This is a genomic window from Pseudomonas sp. DNDY-54 (genome assembly GCF_019880365.1).
GTDB lineage: Bacteria > Pseudomonadota > Gammaproteobacteria > Pseudomonadales > Pseudomonadaceae > Stutzerimonas > Stutzerimonas stutzeri_P.
In genome coordinates this window covers 3,279,395-3,302,072 of sequence record NZ_CP082271.1, presented here as the reverse complement: position 1 = coordinate 3,302,072, position 22,678 = coordinate 3,279,395, and the positions used below count along the sequence as shown (strand labels likewise).

Here is a 22,678-nt window from a genome sequence, read left to right as displayed (position 1 = left end):
GGCCGAGAGGAGTTCGACATGAGCAACAACGACCGCGTCATCATCTTCGACACCACCCTGCGAGACGGCGAGCAGAGCCCCGGCGCGTCCATGACCGGTGAAGAGAAGCTGCGTATCGCAAAAGCGCTTGAGCGGCTCAAGGTCGATGTGATTGAAGCCGGTTTCGCTATTGCCAGTCCGGGCGATTTCGCTGCCGTAAAAGCCGTTGCGGACAATATCAAGGACAGCACTGTGTGCAGTCTCGCCCGCGCTGTCGACGCCGATATCGAGCGCGCCTCAGAAGCGCTTGCCGGAGCTAACTCCGGTCGCATCCACACATTTATCGCGACCAGCCCGATCCACATGCAGTACAAGCTGCGAATGCAGCCCGATCAGGTCATAGAGCAGGCCGTACGCGCAGTGACCAAGGCACGCAATCTTTGCGCCGATGTAGAGTTCTCCTGCGAGGATGCTGGCCGTTCGGAAATCGATTTTCTGTGCCGAATCATCGAGGCAGCCATCGATGCAGGCGCACGTACAATCAATATTCCGGATACGGTCGGCTACGCCATCCCGCACCAGTATGCCGACATGATCCGCCAGTTGCTCGAACGCATTCCTAACGCGGACAAGGCGGTATTTTCGGTGCACTGCCACAACGATCTTGGCTTGGCCGTCGCGAATTCGCTGGCGGCAGTTGTGGCGGGTGCACGGCAGGTCGAGTGCACTATCAATGGGCTAGGTGAACGTGCCGGAAATGCTGCTCTTGAGGAGGTTGTCATGGCAATCAAGACCCGTCAGGATCTGCTCAAGGTTCATACACGCATCGAAACCGAACATATCCTCAGCGCCTCGAGATTGGTTTCCGGCATCACTGGGTTTCCGGTGCAGCCAAATAAAGCCATCGTTGGCGCTAACGCCTTCGCCCATGAGTCAGGTATTCATCAGGACGGTGTGCTCAAACACCGCGAAACCTACGAAATCATGTCCGCCCAGTCTGTAGGTTGGAATGCCAACAAGATGGTTATGGGTAAGCATTCCGGGCGCGCCGCGTTCCGCTCCAGGTTGGAAGAGCTGGGTATTGTTTTGCTTGCCGAAGGTGAACTGAATGCCGCTTTCGCCCGCTTCAAAGAGCTCGCCGACAAGAAGCATGAAATCTTCGACGAAGACCTTCAATCGCTCGTTTCTGACGCGCTGGCTGAGGATGTCCAAGAGCATTTCAAATTGGTAGCACTGGATGTCGCGAGTAAGACCGGCCAAGTGCCCGATGCAAAGCTTGTTCTCAGTGTGGACGGCCAAGAGCAGCCTGCGTCGGGGCAGGGCTCGGGACCGGTGGATGCGACGTTCAAAGCTATCGAGTCGGTGGCCAACTCTGGCGCTACCTTGCAGCTTTATTCGGTCAACGCTATCACCAAGGGTACCGATTCGCAGGGTGAAGTCACCGTACGCCTTGAGAAGGGGGGGCGCATCGTCAACGGTAACGGCGCTGACACCGATATTGTGGTGGCGTCAGCCAAGGCCTACCTTAACGCGCTGAATCTCATGAAGATTGGTGCCAAGGCCCATCCGCAGGTGTCTGGCGTTTGATTTCTGAAAGCCGGCGTCGGGCCTTCCTCGGCGCTATGCAGATCACCACGTGGCTACCGAGGGCTGAGCTGCCCTTTGCCGCGCCGTCACGGCCGGAATTGGTGCATTACGTCGAGCCCGACTCAATACTTGCATCAGTGGATGATTGTGAACCGGCAATTGCTCAGCCGGCTCCGCCAACTCCCCCGTCAGTCATCCCCCAATCCGTAGCAGTTCCAAGCTATGCGGCGGATGCGATGCGGGCGGCCAAGCCACGCAGTGCGGTGCTGGAACCTAAGAAGTCCGCAGCACAGACTCAAGATGCTGGGTCTTCTACGATTGATCAACGGATCATCACGCCGCCTCCGCGTTTCGCTCTGCAATTGCTGCGAGCGGGCAATTGCTTGCTGCTGGTCGAACTGCCTACCGGCGACTCATTTCAGAGCCGTGACCCTGCCTACCTTCTGCTCAAAGACATGCTCCGAGCGGCGAGGCTCCCGGACGACCCTAAACAGGTCGGCGATGGTGAGCCGATTCGTTGGCCGCTGCTCCATCGTGGCAGCCTCGAACAGGGCGCGGATGCCGCGCGGGATTATGTTCAAGGTGTATTGGCCGCTGAGCTGGAAGAAATGGGTTGTGCCTGCCTTTGGCTGGTAGGTCTGCCGGCACTGCGCTTTGCCGGAGAAGTGGAGATGGACGCTTGCTACCGTGAGTTGAACATTGAAGGTATCGGTCTGGCGCTGGCCATGCCAGGACTCGAAGAACTAATGGAGCAGCCGACCCACAAGGCCAAGCTGTGGAAGGCGATACGCCGTAGCATGTCGCGTTGGGTTACAGGTTTATGAGTAGCGCTTCATGAGTGATGCAGTCAGCTTCCGCCCCATGACGGCGGCAGATATCGAAACAGTCCTTAAGATCGAATACGCTGCGTTCAGCCACCCTTGGACCCGCGGAATCTTCACCGATGCGCTGAGCGCCTACGAATGCTGGGTCATGTTTGAGGGCCAGCAACAGATCGGTCATGGCGTGATCAATGTCATTATCGACGAGGCGCATCTGCTGAACATCACGGTCAAGCCCGAAAGCCAGGGGCGTGGGTTGGGCTTACGCTTGCTGGAGCACCTGATGCAACGGGCAGCGGAGCGGGGCGGACGTGAGTGCTTTCTCGAAGTGAGAGCCAGCAACGCCTCGGCCTATCGACTATACGAACGCTTCGGCTTCAATGAGGTGGGCCGTCGCCGCGCCTATTACCCTTCGGCCGACGGACGTGAAGACGCGCTGGTGATGGCCTGCACCCTGCTGGATTAACCCTGGGCGCACGTTGATCTGATATTTATACGTATTCTGTAACGCAAGCTCAGAAAGCGCAGCGAATCCCTACGTGTCATCGTTGAGGTCGCTGCACCTGTCCGAGGGGGAAGAGAAGGCTTATCGATCTGGCGCCTTGTCTCGCCCAGAATCGAGGGGTGCGTCTCCCTCAAGTTCGTTGTCGTCCATCAGCTCATCGTTTTCATGCAGCACCGCATCACCGCCGCCGAGCCCGGTGTCCGGGTCGCCTTTTGCGGGGCCATCCCACGGCTTCCCATCCAGTGGGTCGTAGCGCGCTTCTTCCGCTTCGTCCAGGTCGATGTCAGCGCCGATGCTATGTTCGGAAACCTCACTCAGATCCTGGTCGGCCGGGCCGCCGTGTCCGCGCTCGTTTGGTGAGCGAGCACCGTCTTCCTTGATCAGCGTTTCCGGTGCCAAGTCGTCCATTGTGGTATCACCGTCCGGTACCTCGCCGGTGGTCATGCCTGCTTCAGCTACTCGCTCCGGTGGGAATTCGTCCTCGAGCTGCTCAGGGGGCACCTCATCACCGATGCGCCCTTTGCGGTCGTCGCGGTGCTGGTCGAAATCGAGTTGTTCCATTGAGCCCATGCGGTCTTCTGTATCGTCGATCTCGGTGGGTGTATAGGGTTTGCGATCGTTCATGACAACCTCCTGCTTAAGCTGAATCTTGCAATTGTGACCCGGTGTCGGGGTGAAGATTCAGGCCGACCGCTGGCCGGTTCCGGCTTTATGGACCAAGCTGCACAGGACTGGGCATGAGTGCTTAAACGCTTGAGGGGCGGTAAAAAAGCGCGAACCACCGCGGTTCATCTGGAGTCTGAACGACCATGGATAAACAAAATGACCGACCCGGGCTAGAGGTCCGGCGCTGCGCTTTTTTCTTCGACGTCGATGGCACGCTGGCTGAGATACAGCCTCGCCCTGAGCTCGTTTTCATTCCACCTCGCTCGCTGGTCGCACTTGAGCACCTGCACGTCAGCCAAATACCCGTTGCGGTCATTTCTGGACGCCCGCTTAGTCAGCTCGATGATCTGCTCTCGCCATTGTGTCTCCCCGCGGCGGGTGTCCACGGCGCCGAGCGTCGGACAGCCGAAGGGGACGTGCAAAGCCTGTCGCTTGACCTTGGCGTTCTCGACGCTATTCAGCGCGAGCTCGTACACGCCTGTGCACGGCATTCAGGCCTCTCACTGGAAAACAAAACCGTTGCCTTCGCCCTGCATTTTCGCCTCTCGCCTGAGCTGGAGGGCACCGCCCGCGCAATTGCTGAAGACTTTGTCCGGCGTTATGGCGACGTCCTGGCGCTGCAACCAGGTAAGTGTGTCTTCGAACTAAAGCCTCGGGGAGCCAGCAAGGGCGAGGTGATTCGCACGTTCATGCGGGAGGCGCCATTCAAGGGGCAAGTACCGGTATTCGTTGGGGATGACCTGACCGATGAAGCAGGATTCAAGGTCGTGAACGAATTGGGCGGGTTAACCATCAAGGTGGGTGGCGGCCCGACCGAAGCCACGCAGCGGCTTGACTCGGTGGAAGCCGTTGGAGCCTGGCTTGAAAGCCTGGTTAGCGGGCTGTTGGATCAACCGGAACATTCAAAAAATTAGACTGAAGCGAGAGCGTCCCATGAGCCGACTAGTAGTAGTTTCCAACCGAGTAGCGCCGATCAAGGCGGGGAAGGTCGCTGCTGGCGGGCTTGCAGTTGGCGTTTATGACGCGTTACGCCAGGCCGGCGGTATCTGGTTTGGCTGGAGCGGTGACGTCAGCAGCACGCCGCAGACCCATAGCGAGACGGTTGGCAATATCACTTATGTGACGATGGGGCTGACTAAACAGGATTACGATCAGTATTACCGAGGTTTCTCCAACGCCACCCTTTGGCCGATTTTTCATTACCGCATCGATCTGGCTCGCTACAGCCGGCAGGAATACGAGGGGTACAGGCGGGTCAATGCCATGCTGGCAGAAAAGCTCAAGCCGCTGCTCAAGCCCGACGACATCATCTGGATTCACGACTATCACCTGATTCCCTTCGCCGAAGCTTGTCGCCAATTGGGTATCCGCAACCGCATCGGTTTCTTTCTGCATATTCCCTTTCCCCCGCCAGAAATCCTTACTGTCATTCCTCCGCACAACGAGCTGCTCAAGACGCTGTGTTTCTACGACCTCATCGGATTTCAGACTGAAACCGACCGTCTTGCCTTTCAGGACTACATGACCCGTGAGGTGCGAGGAATTCTTGAGCCCGACGGCAGCATTACGGCTTACGGACAGAACTTCCGTGCCGGGGTTTATCCGATCGGTGTAGTGCCGGAGGAGATTCAAGACCTGGCCGAATCGTACAAAGCACGTCGCAAGCCCATGCGCCGTACGACCGACGTGGCGCGCAAAAAGATTATCAGTGTTGACCGCCTGGATTATTCCAAAGGGCTGGTGGAGCGCTTCAAAGCCTACGAAGCGTTTCTGGAGCGATTTCCGGAGCACCGCCGCGAAGTCGAATTCGTTCAGATCGCGCCGACGTCCCGCTCCGATGTCAAAACCTACCAGCATATTCGCCAGCAGCTGGAAAGCGCGGCGGGGCACATCAATGGTTGGCTGTCGGATCTCGACTGGACGCCTTTGCATTACCTCAACAAAAGCCATGATCGCAAAACCCTTATGGGGCTTTTCCGCCAGTCCGACATCGGCTTCGTCACCCCGTTGCGCGATGGCATGAACCTCGTGGCCAAGGAGTTCGTCGCGTCTCAGGACCCAGAGGACCCTGGCGTGCTAGTGCTGTCGCGCTTCGCCGGGGCCGCGCGCGAGCTGACTTCCGCGCTGATCATCAACCCATACGATTGCATCGGGATGGCAGAAGCGCTCGACCGCGCAATGCGTATGTCGCTTACCGAGCGCAAGGATCGCTACGAACACATGATGCGCGCCATACGTGCGGCCGACCTGGACGCCTGGCGCGATAACTTCCTGCGTGACCTGCGTGCGTTCTCCTCAAGGCCCAGAACGGAAGTGCCAGCGAACCCGCTGTTTACCGTTTGAAGCTGTGACGTTGCGGCTTATGTACTTGTCAAAGTCCAGGTCGGTTCGTAACGTGCGGGTCGGAATCCAAGGGCAGGACAGACATGAACGAGCTTGAGCAACTATTTCAGAACAACGCGCGCTGGGCCGAAGCGATAAACGAGGAAGACCCGACGTTCTTCGCGAAACTGGCCAAGCAGCAGGCGCCGGAGTATCTCTGGATCGGCTGCTCAGATGCCCGCGTGCCGGCCAATGAAATCGTTGGTTTGCTACCGGGCGATTTGTTCGTCCATCGCAATGTCGCCAATGTCGTGCTGCACACCGACCTCAACTGCCTGTCGGTCATTCAGTACGCAGTCGACGTGCTGAAGGTCAAGCACATCCTGGTCACGGGCCACTACGGCTGCGGAGGCGTGCGTGCCTCCATGCGCGACGACCAGCTAGGTCTGATCGACGGCTGGTTGCGCACCATTCGTGATCTTTACTACAGGCACCGCGATCATCTGGCCAGCTTTCCGACCGAGGAGGCGCAGGTTGACCGCCTGTGCGAGCTTAATGTCATCCAGCAGGTTGCCAACGTTAGTCACACCAGCATTGTCCAGAACGCCTGGCACCGCGGCCAGTCCCTTGCGGTGCATGGCTGCATCTACGGCATCAAGGACGGCATTTGGAAAAATCTCGACGTCACGATCAGCAGCCCTGAACAATTACCAGCGCAATATCGCCTCCGCCCGTTTCGGCCGGTCTGATGGCGAGTCGTCATGGGTGGGCCTTCGCTGGCCTGTTGCTCGCTGTGCTCTGCTGGAGCGGAAACGCGCTTGTGGCGCGGGCATTTCATGAGGCGATTCCGCCGCTGACGTTGTCGTTCTGGCGCTGGGTGCTGGCGACCTGCTTGCTGTTGCCTTTCGTGGCGCGATCGATCTGGGCGCACCGCGCGACACTTCGCTCGGCAAGCTGGCGCCTGCCAATCATCGCGGCGCTCGGCGTCAGCAGCTACAACTCGCTCTTGTATTCGGCCGCGCAGAGCACGGAAGCGATCAACCTGACGTTGGTCAATACATGTCTGCCACTGTTCACCTTCATTGGCGGCGGGCTGTTGCTCAACGAGTGGCCCGCGCGGCGCGCCTGGTTCGGCATGGCAATTGCCGCTGGCGGCTTGGTCTATCTCATCAGCCGCGGCAGTTGGATGGTGTTCAGCAGCCTCTCGTTCCAAGCGGGTGATTTGATCATGCTTGGGGCGGTCCTGGTCTGGGCGCTGTACACACTGCTGTTGCGGCGTTGGGGACGTTATTTGCAGGTTCCGCCGCTAACACTGCTGGGCGTACTGATGTTGATCGGCACGCCAATGATCCTGCCGTTCTATTTGCTGGAGCTGAGCAGGGTGGGGGGCTTTTCACCTACCCCGACCAACCTCATGGTCGTCGCCTATACCGCTATCTTCGCTTCGCTGGTGGCGTATCTCTCCTGGAACCACGGCGTGAAAACGGTGGGCGCCGCGAAAGCGGCCATGGCGACCTACATGATGCCGGTGTTCACCGCGTTTCTCGGTTGGCTGATCCTTGATGAGCGCTTGCAGATTTTCCACTGGGTCGGCGGTGGGCTGATTTTCGCCGGACTGTTAATGGCGACTCGGCCAGCCACGCGGATGGCGGTTCGCTAGGAGCCTTCAACGAAGCCCCGTCTTCCAAAGCAAGTGTTGTGGCGTTCGCCTGGTCAGATCCCGGCTGCCCCGACGCTCGGTGGCGGCCATCCAGGTTGACAAGGACGCAGAGCGATACGCGGCGAACGACCCAGGCTAGCGGGCGATTAGGCGGCCTAGTTCGATCCCGTCGACCAAGGCGCCGCGATGGGTAAGGCACCCAGCAGCAGTTGAGTTGCAATGAGCCACACTACCGCGCCTATCAATGCCAATGAAAAATGCCCAACCACAACGCCGATCGCGATCTGTTTCCACAGTCCCGAAAACCGATTGGATTGACTGACGGTCACGGTGCGATAGGGTTGCTCGCGCTCGGCGCGGATGTTGTCGAAGCTGTCTCGCATGGTGGACTCTCGGGGTATTTCGCTAAACGACGGGCACAAAAAAGGGCTCAGCTTTCGCTGAACCCTTTTTGAATTTGGTGGCTACGCAGGGACTTGAACCCCGGACCCCAGCATTATGAATGCTATGCTCTAACCAACTGAGCTACGTAGCCAAGTGGCGCGCATTATTCTCGTCGCGCCTGTGGCTGTCAACCCTCCATCCGTGATTTTTCGCCCGTCTATCAAATGCTTATGCTGAGGCGTCGACGGCGGTCAGATCCCCCGCGGTCGAGTGTGCGTTTTCGCTCCGATCAGCCCTTGGTGATGCTGCCCCAGCACTTGTTACGGCCCGAAGCACCTAGCGGCCACGTCCCCTCTGTAGGGCCCCCTCGGTGCGGCAATGCATTCGTCGTGCGTGCTTGTTATCGTTGCCGTTCCGTTGCCCATGGCCAGCCAAGTTGACGGTGTCGCCTGGCACGATTTGAGATGCTTGAACGCTGGCTTCGTTATCGCCGTATCCTTCGCAACCCCCGGAGATCAATTCATGTCCTGGCATAACCTGCTTGGTCCGCTGCAGCGCCTGCCTGAGCCCTCAGCGCTTGACGATTGGTTTGCCGAGCTGCTGTCTCGCGCAGACACTCCCCTAGAACTGGCAATGCTAGGCGGGCGTCTGGCCGCAACGCCCGGTTTGGCGTTCCTGGCAGGCTACCAGGCCGCGCTGCGCCGGCTTTGGCCCGCTGCGCCTGAAGGGCTAGGTGCGCTGTGCGCCACCGAGAATCGAGCGCTGCGTCCTGCTGACATGCAGACCCGTGTGGATGCGCTAACAATTACTGGCAACAAGGACTTCGTCATCGCTGGTGCCGCTGCGGCCTGGTTACTGGTACCGGCTCGCGATGAAGCCCAGGGAGAAAGTCCCAGGCTGAGTCTCTGCGTGGTTGGCTGCGGCGAACGCGGCGTTTTTGTTGAGGATGGCCCTCGACTACCACTGATCCCAGACATCCCGCACGGCCGCCTGCGTCTTGATCAGGCGCTTTGCCGTCGCCTGGCCGGGGATGGTTGGGACGATTACGTCAAACCCTTTCGCACGCTGGAAGATCTGTATGTGCTCGCGGCCCTCACCAGCTGGCTCTACGGCGTTGGGCTGGAATGCGGTTGGCCGCAGCGGTTGCAGCTGTCGCTGTTAGGAGTGCTGAGCGGGGCGGCCGAGGTCTCGCGGCTACCGCCGGCGGACGCCGCCACGCATCTTCTGCTGGCTTCGCTCAACCAACAGTTTGAGACACTTGCGCCTGCACTCGACAACGCGTTGACCGGTGGCCCTGAAGCATGGATGCGCCTGTGGCAGCGGGATCGGGGCGTGCTCCAGCTGGCGCGTGGTGCCCGGACCACACGGCAAGCGCGGGCCGCTGCCGCTTTTGGTCTGACACCGGATGATGGGCAGGGCGTGGTCTGAGCGCAACGCCGGCTGGTTGATCCGGGAACTCTGCGCCGCCGTACGGACCTATAACAGGCGTGCCGCAACGGCACTGGCAAACCCCTTAGATCCGGCGTTGCTCCTCCTAAGCGCGCCACCGAGTATTCAAGACAGGGAATTCAATGTCTGCCCGCTGTATCAAAACAGACGCTCGCAACGCAGCTCTGGCCGCTAATGGGTGGCTCCCGTGATGCTTGTCGGGGAAGTATTTCCTTGGCGAGACGGTAATCGTTTTCGGTTGTTGCTCGACGGTCCCACATTCTTTCCAAGGATTCTGCAGAGCATCGATGAGGCCGCACGACGTATCGACGTCGAGCTCTATCTGGTCGAGGACGGGCAGTGCGCCGATCGCCTCATCGATGCACTGGCCGCGGCAGCAGCGCGCGGCGTGCGAGTCCGCTGCCTGTTCGACGGTTTCGGTTGCCTGCAGTTGGGACAGAGGGCGCGTCAGCGAATGGCCGATGCAGGTGTCGAGCTGCGCCTGTACAACCCGCTCAAGCTCCGTCTGAAGTTTCGTAACCTGCACCGCGATCATCGCAAGCTGATCCTCATCGATGACACCTGCTGTTTTGTCGGCGGTGCCGGTGCCACGGATGAGTTCTGGAAACCTGACGAGCCGGACGAGTGTTGGCATGAGGCGATGGTGGAGATCACCGGGCCGCTGATGCAGGACTGGCGGCAGTTGTTCGACGCCCAATGGTCGCTGTGCCTGAAACGTCGAATCTGGCAGCTGCCGCTACCGCAGCGATTGCCGAAGATTCCATCCAACCCATCGAACGCCGATGGGATGGGGCGGGTGGCCTACTCAGCGGCGCGACAGCATCGCGACATCTTGCAAAGCCTGCTGCGAAACCTTCAGCGCGCCGAACGGCGCATATGGCTGGCTACACCTTACTTCCTTCCCACCGGGCGGGTCCGTCGCGAGCTGATGCGTGCGGCACGCCGTGGTGTTGAGGTGCGACTGCTATTGACCAGTCGCAACACCGATCACCCATCGGTGCGCTACGCTGGCCAGCGCTACTACCCGAGGTTGCTGCGGGCGGGCGTGCGTATTCACGAATATCAGCCACACTTCCTGCACCTGAAAATGGTGCTGGTCGATGACTGGGTGAGTGTCGGCTCGTGCAACTTCGATCACTGGAACCTGCGCTGGAATCTGGAGGCCAATCTTGAAGCTTTGGATTCCTCGTTCAGCGCCGCCGTAGCAGAGAGCTTCGAGAAGGATTTCTCGCGCAGTCTCGAGATCGACATGCAGCAGTGGCACGCTAGGCCGCTATACCTGCGCATGTATCAGCGGATGTGGGGACTGCTCGACAGGCTGGTGATCAATATATTCAACCGAAGCGGCTGACCGGCACAGGCTGAGTTGGCCGTGGACCATCCACTGATTGGGAGTGTATTTCGATGGCTGCGAAGAAAATCCTGATGCTGGTCGGCGACTACGTCGAAGATTACGAAACCATGGTGCCTTTCCAGGCGCTGCAAATGGTCGGGCATACCGTGCATGCAGTCTGTCCAGATAAAAAAGCGGGCGACACGGTGCGCACAGCCATTCACGACTTCGAGGGTGATCAGACGTACAGCGAGAAGCCCGGCCACAATTTCGCGCTGAACTTCGATTTCGCTAACGTGCGCGCCGAGGATTACGACGCCCTGGTAGTGCCCGGTGGGCGCTCGCCTGAATACCTGCGTCTGAACGAGGAGGTGCGCAACCTGGTACGTGCCTTCGACGAGGCGAAGAAGCCGATTGCCGCGGTGTGTCATGGCGCCCAGCTGCTCGCTGCGGCGGACGTGCTCAAGGGCCGCGCTTGCAGTGCGTACCCGGCATGCGCGCCGGAAGTGCAGTTGGCGGGTGGTGAGTTTGTCGATATCCCGGTCGATCAGGCGCATACCCAGGGCAACCTGGTCACCGCTCCGGCCTGGCCCGCCCACCCCGCGTGGCTGGCAGCATTTTTGGAGCTGCTCGGCACGCGTATCAGCCTGTAATATAGCGCTCCGCTCGAAGGCCCACTCCGGTGGGCCTGTCTTCTTTCAGTCCCTGATCACGTAGCCTCGAGACCGTCATGACCTCAGCCAAAGACCCACTCCACGGCATGACGCTGGAAACGATTCTGGTCGAGCTTCATGCCTGTTATGGCTGGGACGGGCTGGCCGAGCGCGTCGATATTCGCTGCTTCAAGAGCGACCCCAGCATCAAATCGAGCCTGACGTTCCTACGCAAAACCCCGTGGGCGCGGGCGAAGGTAGAGCAGCTATTCATCCAGTCGCGCCGTAAAAAGGTGGGGTAAGGCGGCGTTAGCGTCGCGATGGAGACGAACTGCCAGAACTTGCCATCGCAGCCTCGATAGCGGCGCGAGGCCCGGCTCGCAGCTTGTGGTGCTGTTTTAAAAGCAATAAAAAAAGCCCGGCATCAAGCCGGGCTTTTGGCCGTTAGGCGCTCAGTTACTGCACTTCGACCGCCAGGCTATCGGCAATCTTTTGCTGCCAGATCGCCGGTCCGGTGATGTGGACTGACTCGCCGTTGGTGTCGACCGCAACGGTGACCGGCATGTCCTTTACTTCGAACTCGTAGATCGCTTCCATGCCAAGCTCGGCGAAGGCCAGCACCTTGGACTTCTTGATCGCTTGGGCGACCAGATAAGCCGCACCGCCAACCGCCATCAGGTAGACGGCTTTGTTGTCCTTGATTGCGTCGATGGCGATCGGGCCGCGCTCGGACTTGCCGATCATGCCCAGCAGGCCGGTGCTCTCAAGGATCTGACGGGTGAACTTGTCCATGCGCGTCGCGGTGGTTGGGCCAGCCGGGCCAACCACTTCGTCACCGACCGGATCGACCGGGCCGACGTAATAGATGAAACGGCCCTTGAGGTCCACCGGCAACTCTTCGCCCTTGTTCAGCATGTCGACCATGCGCTTGTGCGCGGCGTCGCGGCCGGTGAGCATCTTGCCGTTGAGCAGGACGGTCTCGCCCGGCTTCCAGCTCTGTACGTCTTCTGGGGTGATGGTGTCGAGGTTGACGCGCCGCGCGCTTGGGCCGGCTTCCCAGACGATCTCTGGGTAGGCATCCAGCGGCGGCGGGGTGAGTTCGGCCGGGCCGGTGCCGTCGAGCACGAAATGCGCGTGACGGGTGGCCGCGCAGTTGGGGATCATGCACACCGGCAGCGAGGCGGCGTGGGTCGGGTAATCCATGATCTTCACATCGAGCACAGTGGTCAGGCCGCCGAGGCCCTGCGCGCCGATACCCAGCTGGTTGACCTTCTCGAACAACTCCAGGCGCATCTCCTCGATGCGGTTCTGCGGGCCACGGGCCTTCAGCTCATGGATGTCGATGGATTCCATCAGGACTTCCTTGGCCATCACCGCGGCTTTCTCGGCGGTGCCGCCGATGCCGATGCCGAGCATGCCCGGCGGGCACCAGCCGGCGCCCATGGTCGGTACGGTCTTCAGCACCCAGTCGACGATCGAGTCGGACGGGTTGAGCATGGCCATCTTCGACTTGTTCTCGGAGCCGCCGCCCTTGGCCGCAACATCGACTTCCACCTTGTCGCCAGGGACGATGGAGTAGTGGATGACCGCTGGGGTGTTGTCTTTGGTGTTCTTCCGGGAACCAGCCGGGTCGGCCAGGATCGAAGCACGCAGGACGTTTTCCGGCAGGTTGTACGCACGCCGAACACCTTCATTGATCATGTCGTCCAGACTCATGGTGGCGCCGTCCCAGCGCACGTCCATGCCCACCCGTACGAATACGGTGACGATGCCGGTGTCCTGGCAGATTGGACGATGGCCGGTCGCGCACATCCGCGAATTAATCAGAATTTGAGCCATGGAATCGCGCGCTGCAGGCGATTCTTCCCGCAGGTAGGCCTCATGCATCGCCTGAATGAAGTCGACGGGGTGGTAATACGAAATGAACTGCAAAGCGTCTGCGACGCTTTGTATCAGGTCGTCTTGCTTGATCACGGTCATGCAGCGCGTCCTCTTGGCGGGGCGGAGACAAGGCGCGCCGAGGAAGGCAACCGGCGCACTCAGGTTAAAAAGGCGCGGCAGTATAACCCGCGGTAGCGCAGGGTAGACAGACGGACCAAAGGCGAAGGAGATGCGGGCAGAAACAGGCGTGACTGCGTTCTTGACGGCGGGTCAGCTCGTTGAGCCAGCGAGGGTGCAGGCGTACACATTTAAGCGTTGAAGAAACGATCGGGCGGAGCCACTCAAGCGTCACCAATTACGGCGGTTCGGGCGGTTACGGGTACTTGTGGGTTTTTTCTGGAGGTCAGCGTAAAGTGCGACATCTTGCCACTATGGGATGGATTCCATGCGCATGACTCGTGACGAGAACGAACAGCAGGCGCTTCAGCAGTTGGTGACCAAACGTTTCGGCATGGCAGCCGGAACATACTGTCTTGCCCTGTTGCTCACCTGGATCACGGTGGCTGGAGGCTTCTATCAGGCGCCGTTAGGAACCGCGATAGCCGGCTCGGTAATGATTCTGGCCAGCCAGCTGGTTTTTTTCTGGGTCTTCTACCGGGGCTACAACCTGCGCTTTAGCGACCCCAGCCTGACCGAGCCACAGGTACTGGTTGCGTTGGTCTGGCTTAGCTTCTTTCTGTTCTACCTGGGCGACAACCGCGGCTCGATGCTGGTGCTCTATGTGCTGGTGCTGATGTTTGCGGTCTTTCTTCCGCCAAAGATCTTTGTTCGTTATGCCGTGCTGGCGCTGTTCAGCTTCATTGGCATGTCGCTCTTCGACGCTCAGGTGGGACGTTTGGACGATCCTCAGGCTGCGCTGTTGCAGACGGGTGTGTTGCTGGTCACGTTGATCTGGATGTGTCTGTTCGTTGGATACGTATACCGATTGCGCCAGCGCATGCGTCAGCGCCGCTTCGCGCTGCAGGCGCATCAGGAAACCCTGCGCGGAATGATGCGGCAGCTTGAGGACCTGGCCTCGACAGATGAGCTAACCGGGTTATATAACCGTCGACATTTCCTCCGGCGAGCCGAGGCGGAGCTGGGTCGACTCCGGCCAGCACACCAGTCCGGCCTTGCCCTGATTGACCTCGATCATTTCAAGCGAATCAATGATCTGCATGGACATGCGACGGGTGACCGGGTGCTGCAATCCTTCGCGACTGTGGCTCGGTCGTGCCTGCGCGACGACGACATCCTCGCGCGGTATGGCGGTGAAGAGTTCGTTCTCCTGCTGCCGAACACCGACGCCGAGCAGTTCAAAGCCTGTTGCGAGCGCCTGCGGGAGGCATTCGCCAATGCCCAGCCACTGGATGTCCAACTGCAGGCGGGACAACTCAGCCTGTCGGTTGGGCTGACGCTGCTCAGAGCAGGTGATGAGCTGGACGAGGCCCTGCAGCGCGCCGACGAGGCGCTCTATCGTGCCAAGCACAACGGGCGAAACCGCTGCGAGGCCAGCTGGGTAACGGCTGATGCCTGAAATCTCCCATGGGGAACGGTCCTGGTCCGTGACTGAAGGCAGCAATCTGCTCGAGGCGCTCAATTCTGCTGGCCTGAATGTCCCCTACAGCTGCCGGGCGGGCAGCTGTCACGCCTGTATGGTGCGCTGCCTGCAAGGTGAACCAGAGGATGCCCAGCCGGATGCGCTCGATAAGGACACTCGGCTGCAAGGCTGGAGACTCGCCTGCCAATGCCGGGTGACCGAAGATCTCCGCGTTGCGGTATTCGATCCTGAGCGAGAGGGAGTGGTGGGGCGCGTAGAGGGGCTCGACTGGCTTGCTGAGGACATACTGCGATTGCGGCTGATGCCCGAACGCCCGCTGCGCTACCGCGCCGGCCAGCATGCCCTGCTGTGGACTGTCGGCGGGGTTGCCCGACCTTATTCACTGGCCAGCCTGTTTGGGGAAGAGGCCTGGCTCGAATTTCACATCGACTGCAGGTCGCCCGGCGCCTTTAGCGCCGCGGCGCGCAAACTGGTTATTGGCGACTGTCTACGGCTCGGTCAGCTGCACGCAGGCGCTCTGCACTACGAGCCGGATTGGCAAGCTCGGCCGTTGCTGCTTCTGGCGTCGCGTTCTGGACTCGCCCCGCTCTGGGCTGTGCTGCGTGAGGCGCTGCGGCAAGAGCATGCCGGCCCGATTCGGCTACTGCATTTCTGCCGAGGGGAGTCTTATCTTCAAGCGCCTCTGAAGCGGCTGGCCGAACGCCACGAGAACCTGAGCGTGGAGCTTATCGACCGGCAGCAGGCGCACAACCACTTGCAATCGTTGCGAGTAACACGTCAGGAGCTGGCGCTGATCTGTGGGGGCGCTGGGTTTGTCGAAGACTGCGCGAAGCGCATGTTTCTGGCGGGCATACCCAGGGGGCAAATTTTCTGCGACGCCTTCGTTGTGCGTCAGGTGGTGTCGGGCTAAGACGGATTGCGCCCGGACGCGATGAGCGGTGGGCGCCGAGGGTAAGGCATGGCCTGCGAGACCATGCCTTACGAGGGCGCGCTGTCAGGACAGCGAATCGCCTACACGAAGAATCTTCATGGTGTTGGTGCCACCGGTACCGTGATAGGTGTCGCCCTTGGTCAGGATCACCCAGTCCCCGACATTGACAATGTTGCGCTTGAGCAGCTCATCCACCGCCGCCTGACTAACCTTGTCAGCCGGCAGCGAGGCCGGGTCAAACGGAATGGTCTGCACGCCGCGGAACATCGCGACCCGCGCCTGCGTTTCGCGGTGAGGCGAATAGGCGAAAATGGGTACTGATGAACGAATACGCGACATGATCAGCGGGGTATAGCCACTCTCTGTCAGGCTGATGATTGCTTTCACGCCGGGGAAGTGGTTGGCGGTATACATCGCCGCGAGCGCCGTGCTTTCGTCGCTGCGCTCGAAACGTTGGCCCAGACGGTGACCGGATTTGATGCTGGTCGGGTGTTTCTCTGCGCCGACGCACACACGCGCCATCGCCTTGATTGCTTCAATCGGGTACTCGCCAGCCGCGCTTTCGGCCGACAGCATGACCGCGTCGGTGTAGTCGAGCACGGCGTTGGCTACATCGGACACTTCGGCGCGGGTTGGCATCGGGTTCTGGATCATCGACTCCATCATCTGGGTCGCGGTGATCACCACCTTGTTGTGGCGGCGAGCGTGAAGAATGATCTTCTTCTGGATGCCCACGAGCTCGGCGTCGCCGATCTCCACACCCAGGTCGCCTCGCGCGACCATCACACCATCACTGGCGCGGATCAGGCCATCGAGCGCTTCGTCATCGGCTACTGCTTCAGCGCGCTCGATCTTCGCGATTAGCCAGGCGCTGGAGCCCGCTTCGTCACGCAGTCGGCGGGCCAGCTCCATGTCGGCTGCGTCGCGCGGGAAGGAAACAGCGAGATAGTCCAGATTCATATCGGCGGCCAGCTTGATATCCGCCTTGTCCTTGGCCGTCAACGCCGGTGCGGTCAATCCGCCGCCACGGCGATTGATGCCCTTGTTGTCAGAAAGCGGCCCGCCAATCAATACGGTGCAGTGCAGTTCATCAGCGGTGGTGCTGTCGACGCGCATGACGACGCGACCATCATCTAGCAGAAGCTCATCGCCAACACTGCAGTCTTTGACCAAATCCGGGTAATCGATGCCTACGACCTCTTGGTTGCCGGCATCGCGCGGATGAGTGACTGAAAAGCGGAAGTTGTCTCCTTCGGCCAGCTCGATGCGCTTGTTAGTGAACTTGGCGATGCGGATCTTTGGCCCCTGCAAATCGCCCAACAGCGCGACGAAGCGGCCGTGGCGTGCGGCGATGTCCCGTACCAACTGGGCGCGGGCGCGATGCTCGTCCGGAGCGCCGTGGGAGAAGTTCAGGCGCGCTACATCCAGTCCGGCCAGAATCATTTTTTCCAGTACGTCCGGCGAGCTGCTAGCCGGGCCCAGGGTGGCGACGATCTTGGTACGGCGCGAGGTCATTCAATGCTCCTTTTTCAGAATGGTCGGGAGGCTACTATGCCGTGCGGCTGTAGTCATTGTCGGCCTGCACTACTCTTTGCGAGGTGAAAGAAGGCGGGTGCTTTCCTGTATCGAACGGGCTGCAGGTTTTTTTGATGTGGTCGATAAGCTGGAATCGGAGGACTTACCCATGCGCACCCTTGTCATTCTTTTTCTGGCCACCCTCAGCGTAGGCTGCAGTAGCAGAAATGCACTCGATCGCCACCTTGATGCCGCCTACCAGCATTACCAGGCCGACGACTGTGATGGTGTGATGCTTGAGCTGTCTCAAGCAGAACGCCGCAGCCGACCACGCGACAATGTTCAGCCGGAGATCTCGCTCTTGCGGGGGCAGTGCCTGGAGCGTCAGGGGCTGTTTGTTGATGCCGCACAAACGTATCGCTTCATTCTGGCTCGTTATCCAGCGAGTGAATATGCGTTCCGAGGCCGTGCCCGGTTGGAGACCCTGAGCCAGTTAGGGCACTATCAGCCGGAGGAGCGCGTGGTCACCCACGCTGCTAAGCCCTGAAGCGAAGTCAGCCGGTGATGGCTGACGGGATGGAACCCATGCGCATCGCGCCAATACTCTTTGCAGCCATGCTGGTCTCGCCATTGGCAACGGCGGAAATTTACCGTTGGGTTGATCCCCAAGGAAACGTGCATTTCGATGCGAGACCGCGTCCTGGTGCTGAACAGATCGAGGTGCGGCCGCAAGTCGTCGAGCGCGACGATGCGACCCGTGAGCGAGAGGCGCGTACGGAACGGTACTTCGATGCCCGGCGGCAAGAGCAGCAAGCCGCCGATCAGACCGCGAGCGAAGCGCATGCGCGGCGAGAGCAGGAATGTAGCCAGTTGCGCCGGGAGTTGTCCCGCCTGTCCCGCGGCGGACGCTACTTTCGTGCTGATGCAAAGGGTGATCGGGTCTACTACAGTGATGAAGAAATAGGGGCGGCGCAGCGGCAGTTGGCCAGTCGTATCAGTCAAAACTGCAGCTGAGCGGCCGGCGACGGTCGTGGCAATCACACTGGCGGCAGGCCCAGAAACGATGAACATGCTCAATCAACGCAGTATTCAGCGGCACCAGTTGCCGTATTACCTCAACGTATTCAATCGATTCACCGACAAACCGTTGGGCTTCATCGGCAACCTGTCTGAGACGGGGCTGATGCTCATCAGCCCCTATCCCATGATGACTGACGCACGCTTTGAAATGCGCCTGAAGATTCCCGGCCAGCACGGCCAGTTGCGTTATGTTGATTTCAGCGCGACGTGCCGCTGGTCTCGCGAGGACGTCACGCCTGGCAGCTTCGACTCCGGCTTCGTGCTGGATACGCCCCCCAGCGAAATCCGGCTCATGATCGATGCGTTGCACCACTACTTCAGCTTCCGCCCGATGCTGAGCATCCCGCCGGCTCGTCTGCCGCACAGTGATGCCCCTCCCAGCCGGGCGACCGATCAAGACCATTGTCACGGTATCTAAACGGGTCGGTAGCCGGACTCGGTTCAGGCTGAGGGATGCGGGACCACAACCTACAAGGCACCGCCTTTTTCCAAGCGAGATAGCGACTGATCAGGGCAGGGCCAACAGCCTGTGGTCGCGCATCGCTAACCGGCACCCCCTTGGCGAGCAAGCGTGCGTGCACGCTGTTTCGCCTATCCAATACCTTCCTGTGCCGTAATAGGTCAGTGCTTCCTGGAAACCCACCACGGGTTGCTGGCGCCGCTCGTCGAGCACTTGTCGCGCACTCACCACCAAGACCCGATGGCGCCGAGATAGATGACGGACCGCGCCAAGTAAGTCCTGGTCGTCCTCATCGCGCAGGTTGCTCAGATGATTGCCAGCTCACGTCGCTTGTGCGTGACCGGGCCAGCGGCGATCAGGCGCGTTAGACTGGCGTTCGAACACCGAGAGGGACGCTCCCGTGACAGCCAGTATCTTCTGGTACGACTTTGAAACTACCGGTATTTCCCCGCGTTGTGATCGACCGCTGCAGGTCGCCGGGATCCGCACCAATGAAGCGCTGGACGAAATCGCCGAGCCGCTGAACATCTATTGCCGTCTCAGCGACGACATCCTGCCGCATCCTGCCGCCTGCCTTGTGACTGGCATCAGCCCAGCGATTCTGGCGGAGAAAGGGCTGTGCGAAGCTGAATTCATCGCTCGGCTCTATCAAGAGCTGGCGCAGCCGGGCACCTGCGGCGCGGGCTACAACACGCTGCGTTTCGATGATGAAGTGCTGCGCTACTGCCTTTACCGAAACTTCTACGACCCTTATGCGCGCGAATGGCAGGGCGGAAATAGTCGCTGGGATCTTATCGATCTGGTCCGGACCGCTTATGCGTTGCGTCCGGAGGGCATCGTCTGGCCCCAAGAAGATGGGCGGGTGACGCTCAAGCTCGAACGTCTCAGCGTGGCCAACGGACTTGAACATCTGCAAGCGCATGACGCGTTGTCGGATGTCCGCGCGACCATTGCCCTGGCTCGGTTGATACGGGAGCGCCAGCCAAGGCTTTATGACTATCTGTACAAGCTGCGGCGCAAGAACGCAGTGGTGGAGCAGGTCGAGCTGTTGAAGCCGATGGTGCATATCTCCGGACGTTTTTCTGCCGCGCGCCATTATTTGTCAGTCGTCATGCCGTTGGCCTGGCATCCGCGGAACCGCAACGCATTGATCGTCTGCGACTTGAATGCGGACTGCTCGCCCTTATGGCATGACTCCGCCGATGAGCTTCGCGATCGGCTGTATACACGGCGAGAGGATCTTGGCGATAAGCTTGCGGTTCCACTGAAGTTGATTCATCTCAATCGCTGCCCTGTCGTTGCACCGCTGAGTGTCTTGCGCGAGGCGGATACCGAGCGGTTGGGACTGGATCTGCGCTGCTGCGAGGCAAGAGCACACGACCTACGAAGTCGGCAGGCGGAGTGGAGTATGAAACTTGCTGATGTTTACCAGGAGCAGGCGTTCGCCGGCTCCACGGATCCAGAACAGCAACTTTATGAAGGTTTCCTGGGCGACCGGGACCGACGGCTGTGCGAGCAGGTCAGGAGTTTCGCAACTACACAAACTTCGACCCGGCCGCTGCCGTTTGATGATGCACGCTTACCTGAGTTGCACTTTCGTTACCGTGCGCGAAACTTCGCCGAAAGCCTAACGGCGGGGGAAAAATTGCAATGGGAGGCATTCTGCCGGCAGCGTTTAACTGCGCCTGAATATGGTGCGCCGAACACCTTGGATCAATTTGAGCGGGATTTGCAGCCACTACTCGCCTCAGCCGATATGAAGCAGGCGCAGCTACTTGAGCAATGGGCTGACCATGCACGGGGTTTGCGTGAGCGTTACATTCGCCTGGCGTCAGGTTAAGCGGCCACAAAAAAGCCATCTGACTCTGCGTGTCATCACGCAGCGTCAGATGGCTTTTTAGCGCTGTTCGATAATTAACCGAGCAGGGTGGCCCAGCTCTCGACTTCGTCCGAACCCCACTGTGCTTTCCATTCTTTCAGCGTCTTATGATTGCCGCCCTTGGTTTCAATCACTTCGCCGTTATGCGGGTTTTTGTACTGTTTCACGCGACGGGCGCGCTTGGTCGCGGCCGGCGTCTTTGCGGTACGCTGAGTCTTGCTGTTACGGGCATCTGGATCGAGCAGCGCGATGATATCGCGAAGCGATTTCTGATATTCACCCATCAGCTCTCGCAGTTTGCCTTCGAATTCAAGCTCCTTTTTAAGCTTGTCGTCTGCAGAAAGCGACTTCAGGCGTTCCTGGAGTTCCTTGATAGCTTCTTCAGTGGCGCGGTATTCATTGATCAGCGACATATCACTTCCTTGGTATAGGTTTGAACGCAAGTGTCAGCAATCATAGACAGGCCTCTTGCACAAGTAAATATAGCGCCGAACAAAGTTTAGCGTCAGTTCTGTTCTGGCTTGCGTTGGCGGCTAATGTCGTTCAGTTAGTTCATCAGGCAAAGATGAAACAAGTTGGCAAACTATCGTATGGCTCGACATCACTATGTTGGCGGCTAGGCCGCGTTGCGATGGGCAAATGGGTCTGGTTTGGCCGCGGCCCGTGCCCTAATTATCCAGCAAATAAATGTTTCGTTTTTCTGCAATCGTGTCAACGCTGCGGTTGGTGCTTGGCTGAAAGCATCACTCTAGCTCGCCCTGATGCGGGCGATCGATACGTACCCTGGTTTGGCACCGATAATGTTGGTTGCAGTTTTCTTCGCTGCGCTAGAATGCGCGACCTTTTATCGAGGAGTTCTTCAATGCGCACGTTCAGGCTGGTTATTGCCTGCCCCGATGGTGTTGGGATTGTCGCCAAAGTGAGCAATTTTCTGGCTACGTACAATGGCTGGATCACCGAAGCCAATCATCACTCGGATCATCAGAGCGGTTGGTTCTTCATGCGCCACGAAATCAGGGCTGACTCGCTGCCTTTTGACATTGCGGGCTTTCGTCAGGCCTTTGCGCCAATTGCTCGTGAGTTTTCAATGGAGTGGCGGATCACCGATTCGGAGCAGCGTAAGCGCGTCGTGCTGATGGCAAGCCGGGAGTCGCATTGTCTGGCCGATCTGCTCCATAGGTGGCATAGCGGTGAGCTGGACTGCGACATCCCCTGCGTGATTTCCAACCACAACGACCTGCGTAGCATGGTCGAGTGGCATGGCATCCCATACTTCCATGTACCGGTAGAGCCCGGGCGTAAGGATGAGGCATTCGCCGAGGTGTCACGTCTGGTGCGGGAGCATCAGGCGGATGTCATAGTGCTGGCGCGCTACATGCAGATCCTTCCCGCTGAGCTATGTGAAGAATTCGCGCAGCGAGTAATCAACATTCATCACAGTTTTCTGCCCTCATTTGCAGGCGCAAAACCCTATCATCAGGCCTCGCTGCGAGGCGTCAAGTTGATTGGCGCAACTTGCCACTACGTAACCGAGGAGCTCGACGCGGGGCCAATCATCGAGCAGGACGTGGTGCGTGTCAGCCACCGCGACAGCATCGAAGACATGGTTCGGCTGGGCAAGGACGTCGAAAAGATGGTGCTTTCGCGTGGTCTGCGCTATCACTTGCAAGATCGGGTTCTGGTGCACAGCAACAAGACCTTGGTTTTCAACTGACCGCAGCCCGCGGCGCGGGAGGACGCAATGACCGATCCGCTAGCCAAGGCGAGTGCGAACGCGCCGCCCATCATCGGTAGTGGGTGTACGCAACGCTACGATCCGGACTACCTGGCTCCGGACACCGGCACTGATTTTCCCGGTGCCGAGGCGCTGTGGAACCAGATCCGGTCCGCCGCCGAAGGCGTCGGCCCTGCCTCGCCAACCCAGGATGAGGATTGAGCAGAACATGGACGAGGCAGCTACCGACGTGGCTCGT

At 59.6% G+C, this 22,678-nt stretch carries 24 protein-coding genes and 1 tRNA gene; 19 read left to right on the top strand and 6 right to left on the bottom strand.

What is annotated here, in order from left to right:
- Positions 1-18 precede the first annotated feature (18 nt).
- From K4O48_RS15335 to rimI, 3 genes are read left to right on the top strand one after another with little or no spacing between them, the layout of a single operon-like run.
- Positions 19-1,566: a 2-isopropylmalate synthase gene (locus tag K4O48_RS15335; protein WP_222909250.1), complete on the top strand. Its 1,548-nt coding sequence runs from the start codon at positions 19-21 to the stop codon at positions 1,564-1,566.
- Positions 1,563-2,390, top strand: a complete 828-nt coding sequence (locus K4O48_RS15330) for an energy transducer TonB (protein WP_222909249.1) — start codon at positions 1,563-1,565, stop codon at positions 2,388-2,390. The genes K4O48_RS15335 and K4O48_RS15330 overlap by 4 nt, the downstream gene beginning before the upstream one ends.
- 10 nt (positions 2,391-2,400) lie before the next feature.
- Positions 2,401-2,853, top strand: a complete 453-nt coding sequence (gene rimI, locus K4O48_RS15325; protein WP_222909248.1) for a ribosomal protein S18-alanine N-acetyltransferase — start codon at positions 2,401-2,403, stop codon at positions 2,851-2,853.
- A gap of 120 nt (positions 2,854-2,973) precedes the next feature.
- Here rimI and K4O48_RS15320 read toward each other — a convergent pair whose 3' ends face one another.
- Entirely contained in the window at positions 2,974-3,516 is a 543-nt protein-coding gene (locus K4O48_RS15320; protein WP_222909247.1) for a hypothetical protein, read from the bottom strand.
- A gap of 185 nt (positions 3,517-3,701) precedes the next feature.
- Between K4O48_RS15320 and otsB the strand changes: the two genes are divergently transcribed.
- The 4 genes from otsB to K4O48_RS15300 all read left to right on the top strand — a co-directional run bounded on the left by otsB (position 3,702) and on the right by K4O48_RS15300 (position 7,540).
- Complete coding sequence (gene otsB / locus K4O48_RS15315) at positions 3,702-4,472, top strand: trehalose-phosphatase (RefSeq protein WP_222909246.1); 771 nt, start codon at positions 3,702-3,704, stop codon at positions 4,470-4,472.
- Between the two features lie 19 nt (positions 4,473-4,491).
- Positions 4,492-5,901 (top strand): alpha,alpha-trehalose-phosphate synthase (UDP-forming), encoded by a 1,410-nt coding sequence (gene otsA, locus K4O48_RS15310; protein ID WP_222909245.1) that lies wholly within the window; start codon positions 4,492-4,494, stop codon positions 5,899-5,901.
- 83 nt (positions 5,902-5,984) lie between these two features.
- A complete protein-coding gene (gene can, locus K4O48_RS15305) occupies positions 5,985-6,629 on the top strand; it encodes a carbonate dehydratase (RefSeq protein WP_222909244.1) in 645 nt (214 codons plus the stop codon).
- Positions 6,629-7,540 carry a DMT family transporter gene (locus K4O48_RS15300; RefSeq protein WP_222909243.1) on the top strand — a complete coding sequence of 304 codons (912 nt, stop codon included), beginning with the start codon at positions 6,629-6,631 and terminating at the stop codon, positions 7,538-7,540. Before can ends, K4O48_RS15300 begins: the two co-directional genes overlap by 1 nt.
- A gap of 155 nt (positions 7,541-7,695) precedes the next feature.
- Here K4O48_RS15300 and K4O48_RS15295 read toward each other — a convergent pair whose 3' ends face one another.
- Positions 7,696-7,923, bottom strand: a complete 228-nt coding sequence (locus K4O48_RS15295; protein ID WP_222909242.1) for a hypothetical protein — start codon at positions 7,921-7,923, stop codon at positions 7,696-7,698.
- Between the two features lie 75 nt (positions 7,924-7,998).
- Positions 7,999-8,075, bottom strand: a tRNA-Met gene (locus tag K4O48_RS15290).
- A gap of 371 nt (positions 8,076-8,446) precedes the next feature.
- Between K4O48_RS15290 and K4O48_RS15285 the strand changes: the two genes are divergently transcribed.
- The 4 genes from K4O48_RS15285 to K4O48_RS15270 all read left to right on the top strand — a co-directional run bounded on the left by K4O48_RS15285 (position 8,447) and on the right by K4O48_RS15270 (position 11,661).
- Positions 8,447-9,352, top strand: coding sequence for an acyl-CoA dehydrogenase (locus K4O48_RS15285; protein WP_222909241.1), 906 nt, complete (start codon positions 8,447-8,449; stop codon positions 9,350-9,352).
- Positions 9,353-9,563: 211 nt separating this feature from the next.
- On the top strand, positions 9,564-10,724 hold the full coding sequence (locus K4O48_RS15280) for a phospholipase D-like domain-containing protein (protein WP_222912116.1): 1,161 nt from the start codon (positions 9,564-9,566) through the stop codon (positions 10,722-10,724).
- A gap of 53 nt (positions 10,725-10,777) precedes the next feature.
- Entirely contained in the window at positions 10,778-11,359 is a 582-nt protein-coding gene (locus tag K4O48_RS15275) for a DJ-1/PfpI family protein (RefSeq protein WP_222909240.1), read from the top strand.
- A gap of 77 nt (positions 11,360-11,436) precedes the next feature.
- On the top strand, positions 11,437-11,661 hold the full coding sequence (locus K4O48_RS15270; RefSeq protein WP_222909239.1) for a VF530 family DNA-binding protein: 225 nt from the start codon (positions 11,437-11,439) through the stop codon (positions 11,659-11,661).
- 154 nt (positions 11,662-11,815) lie between these two features.
- Here the strand turns inward: K4O48_RS15270 and K4O48_RS15265 are convergent, their stop codons facing one another.
- Entirely contained in the window at positions 11,816-13,339 is a 1,524-nt protein-coding gene (locus K4O48_RS15265) for a fumarate hydratase (RefSeq protein ID WP_222909238.1), read from the bottom strand.
- A 346-nt stretch (positions 13,340-13,685) separates the two neighbouring features.
- Here K4O48_RS15265 and K4O48_RS15260 point away from each other — a divergent pair, with 346 nt between their 5' ends.
- Positions 13,686-14,816: a GGDEF domain-containing protein gene (locus K4O48_RS15260; RefSeq protein ID WP_222909237.1), complete on the top strand. Its 1,131-nt coding sequence runs from the start codon at positions 13,686-13,688 to the stop codon at positions 14,814-14,816.
- Positions 14,809-15,750: an iron-sulfur-binding ferredoxin reductase gene (locus K4O48_RS15255; RefSeq protein ID WP_222909236.1), complete on the top strand. Its 942-nt coding sequence runs from the start codon at positions 14,809-14,811 to the stop codon at positions 15,748-15,750. The genes K4O48_RS15260 and K4O48_RS15255 overlap by 8 nt, the downstream gene beginning before the upstream one ends.
- Before the next feature lie 84 nt (positions 15,751-15,834).
- Here the strand turns inward: K4O48_RS15255 and pyk are convergent, their stop codons facing one another.
- The gene (gene pyk, locus K4O48_RS15250; RefSeq protein ID WP_222909235.1) at positions 15,835-17,286 is read right to left on the bottom strand and encodes a pyruvate kinase; all 1,452 of its coding nucleotides are present in this window, start codon (positions 17,284-17,286) and stop codon (positions 15,835-15,837) included.
- 169 nt (positions 17,287-17,455) lie between these two features.
- Here pyk and K4O48_RS15245 point away from each other — a divergent pair, with 169 nt between their 5' ends.
- From K4O48_RS15245 to sbcB, 4 genes are all read left to right on the top strand, one after another.
- Positions 17,456-17,833: a tol-pal system YbgF family protein gene (locus K4O48_RS15245; RefSeq protein ID WP_222909234.1), complete on the top strand. Its 378-nt coding sequence runs from the start codon at positions 17,456-17,458 to the stop codon at positions 17,831-17,833.
- Between the two features lie 38 nt (positions 17,834-17,871).
- On the top strand, positions 17,872-18,300 hold the full coding sequence (locus K4O48_RS15240; protein WP_222909233.1) for a DUF4124 domain-containing protein: 429 nt from the start codon (positions 17,872-17,874) through the stop codon (positions 18,298-18,300).
- Positions 18,301-18,349: 49 nt separating this feature from the next.
- Positions 18,350-18,784, top strand: a complete 435-nt coding sequence (locus tag K4O48_RS15235; RefSeq protein ID WP_222912115.1) for a PilZ domain-containing protein — start codon at positions 18,350-18,352, stop codon at positions 18,782-18,784.
- Positions 18,785-19,226: 442 nt separating this feature from the next.
- Positions 19,227-20,666 (top strand): exodeoxyribonuclease I, encoded by a 1,440-nt coding sequence (gene sbcB, locus K4O48_RS15230; protein WP_222909232.1) that lies wholly within the window; start codon positions 19,227-19,229, stop codon positions 20,664-20,666.
- 74 nt (positions 20,667-20,740) lie between these two features.
- On the opposite strand, the gene mvaT is transcribed toward sbcB, so the two are convergent.
- Complete coding sequence (mvaT, locus tag K4O48_RS15225) at positions 20,741-21,118, bottom strand: histone-like nucleoid-structuring protein MvaT (RefSeq protein ID WP_045160939.1); 378 nt, start codon at positions 21,116-21,118, stop codon at positions 20,741-20,743.
- Positions 21,119-21,567: 449 nt separating this feature from the next.
- Here mvaT and purU point away from each other — a divergent pair, with 449 nt between their 5' ends.
- Positions 21,568-22,419 (top strand): formyltetrahydrofolate deformylase, encoded by an 852-nt coding sequence (purU, locus tag K4O48_RS15220; RefSeq protein WP_222909231.1) that lies wholly within the window; start codon positions 21,568-21,570, stop codon positions 22,417-22,419.
- Between the two features lie 27 nt (positions 22,420-22,446).
- On the top strand, positions 22,447-22,641 hold the full coding sequence (locus K4O48_RS15215; RefSeq protein ID WP_222909230.1) for a hypothetical protein: 195 nt from the start codon (positions 22,447-22,449) through the stop codon (positions 22,639-22,641).
- Positions 22,642-22,678 lie beyond the last annotated feature (37 nt).

Coding starts and splice junctions, on each gene's coding strand:
- K4O48_RS15240 (WP_222909233.1), top strand. CDS start 17,872: ATGCGCATCGCGCCAATACTCTTTGCAGCCATGCTGGTCTCGCCATTG.
- rimI (WP_222909248.1), top strand. CDS start 2,401: ATGAGTGATGCAGTCAGCTTCCGCCCCATGACGGCGGCAGATATCGAA.
- K4O48_RS15295 (WP_222909242.1), bottom strand. CDS start 7,923: ATGCGAGACAGCTTCGACAACATCCGCGCCGAGCGCGAGCAACCCTAT.
- K4O48_RS15335 (WP_222909250.1), top strand. CDS start 19: ATGAGCAACAACGACCGCGTCATCATCTTCGACACCACCCTGCGAGAC.
- can (WP_222909244.1), top strand. CDS start 5,985: ATGAACGAGCTTGAGCAACTATTTCAGAACAACGCGCGCTGGGCCGAA.
- K4O48_RS15275 (WP_222909240.1), top strand. CDS start 10,778: ATGGCTGCGAAGAAAATCCTGATGCTGGTCGGCGACTACGTCGAAGAT.
- K4O48_RS15235 (WP_222912115.1), top strand. CDS start 18,350: ATGAACATGCTCAATCAACGCAGTATTCAGCGGCACCAGTTGCCGTAT.
- otsA (WP_222909245.1), top strand. CDS start 4,492: ATGAGCCGACTAGTAGTAGTTTCCAACCGAGTAGCGCCGATCAAGGCG.
- K4O48_RS15265 (WP_222909238.1), bottom strand. CDS start 13,339: ATGACCGTGATCAAGCAAGACGACCTGATACAAAGCGTCGCAGACGCT.
- K4O48_RS15320 (WP_222909247.1), bottom strand. CDS start 3,516: ATGAACGATCGCAAACCCTATACACCCACCGAGATCGACGATACAGAA.
- otsB (WP_222909246.1), top strand. CDS start 3,702: ATGGATAAACAAAATGACCGACCCGGGCTAGAGGTCCGGCGCTGCGCT.
- K4O48_RS15245 (WP_222909234.1), top strand. CDS start 17,456: ATGCGCACCCTTGTCATTCTTTTTCTGGCCACCCTCAGCGTAGGCTGC.
- pyk (WP_222909235.1), bottom strand. CDS start 17,286: ATGACCTCGCGCCGTACCAAGATCGTCGCCACCCTGGGCCCGGCTAGC.
- K4O48_RS15280 (WP_222912116.1), top strand. CDS start 9,564: ATGCTTGTCGGGGAAGTATTTCCTTGGCGAGACGGTAATCGTTTTCGG.
- K4O48_RS15285 (WP_222909241.1), top strand. CDS start 8,447: ATGTCCTGGCATAACCTGCTTGGTCCGCTGCAGCGCCTGCCTGAGCCC.
- K4O48_RS15255 (WP_222909236.1), top strand. CDS start 14,809: ATGCCTGAAATCTCCCATGGGGAACGGTCCTGGTCCGTGACTGAAGGC.
- K4O48_RS15300 (WP_222909243.1), top strand. CDS start 6,629: ATGGCGAGTCGTCATGGGTGGGCCTTCGCTGGCCTGTTGCTCGCTGTG.
- K4O48_RS15215 (WP_222909230.1), top strand. CDS start 22,447: ATGACCGATCCGCTAGCCAAGGCGAGTGCGAACGCGCCGCCCATCATC.
- purU (WP_222909231.1), top strand. CDS start 21,568: ATGCGCACGTTCAGGCTGGTTATTGCCTGCCCCGATGGTGTTGGGATT.
- K4O48_RS15260 (WP_222909237.1), top strand. CDS start 13,686: ATGCGCATGACTCGTGACGAGAACGAACAGCAGGCGCTTCAGCAGTTG.
- mvaT (WP_045160939.1), bottom strand. CDS start 21,118: ATGTCGCTGATCAATGAATACCGCGCCACTGAAGAAGCTATCAAGGAA.
- K4O48_RS15270 (WP_222909239.1), top strand. CDS start 11,437: ATGACCTCAGCCAAAGACCCACTCCACGGCATGACGCTGGAAACGATT.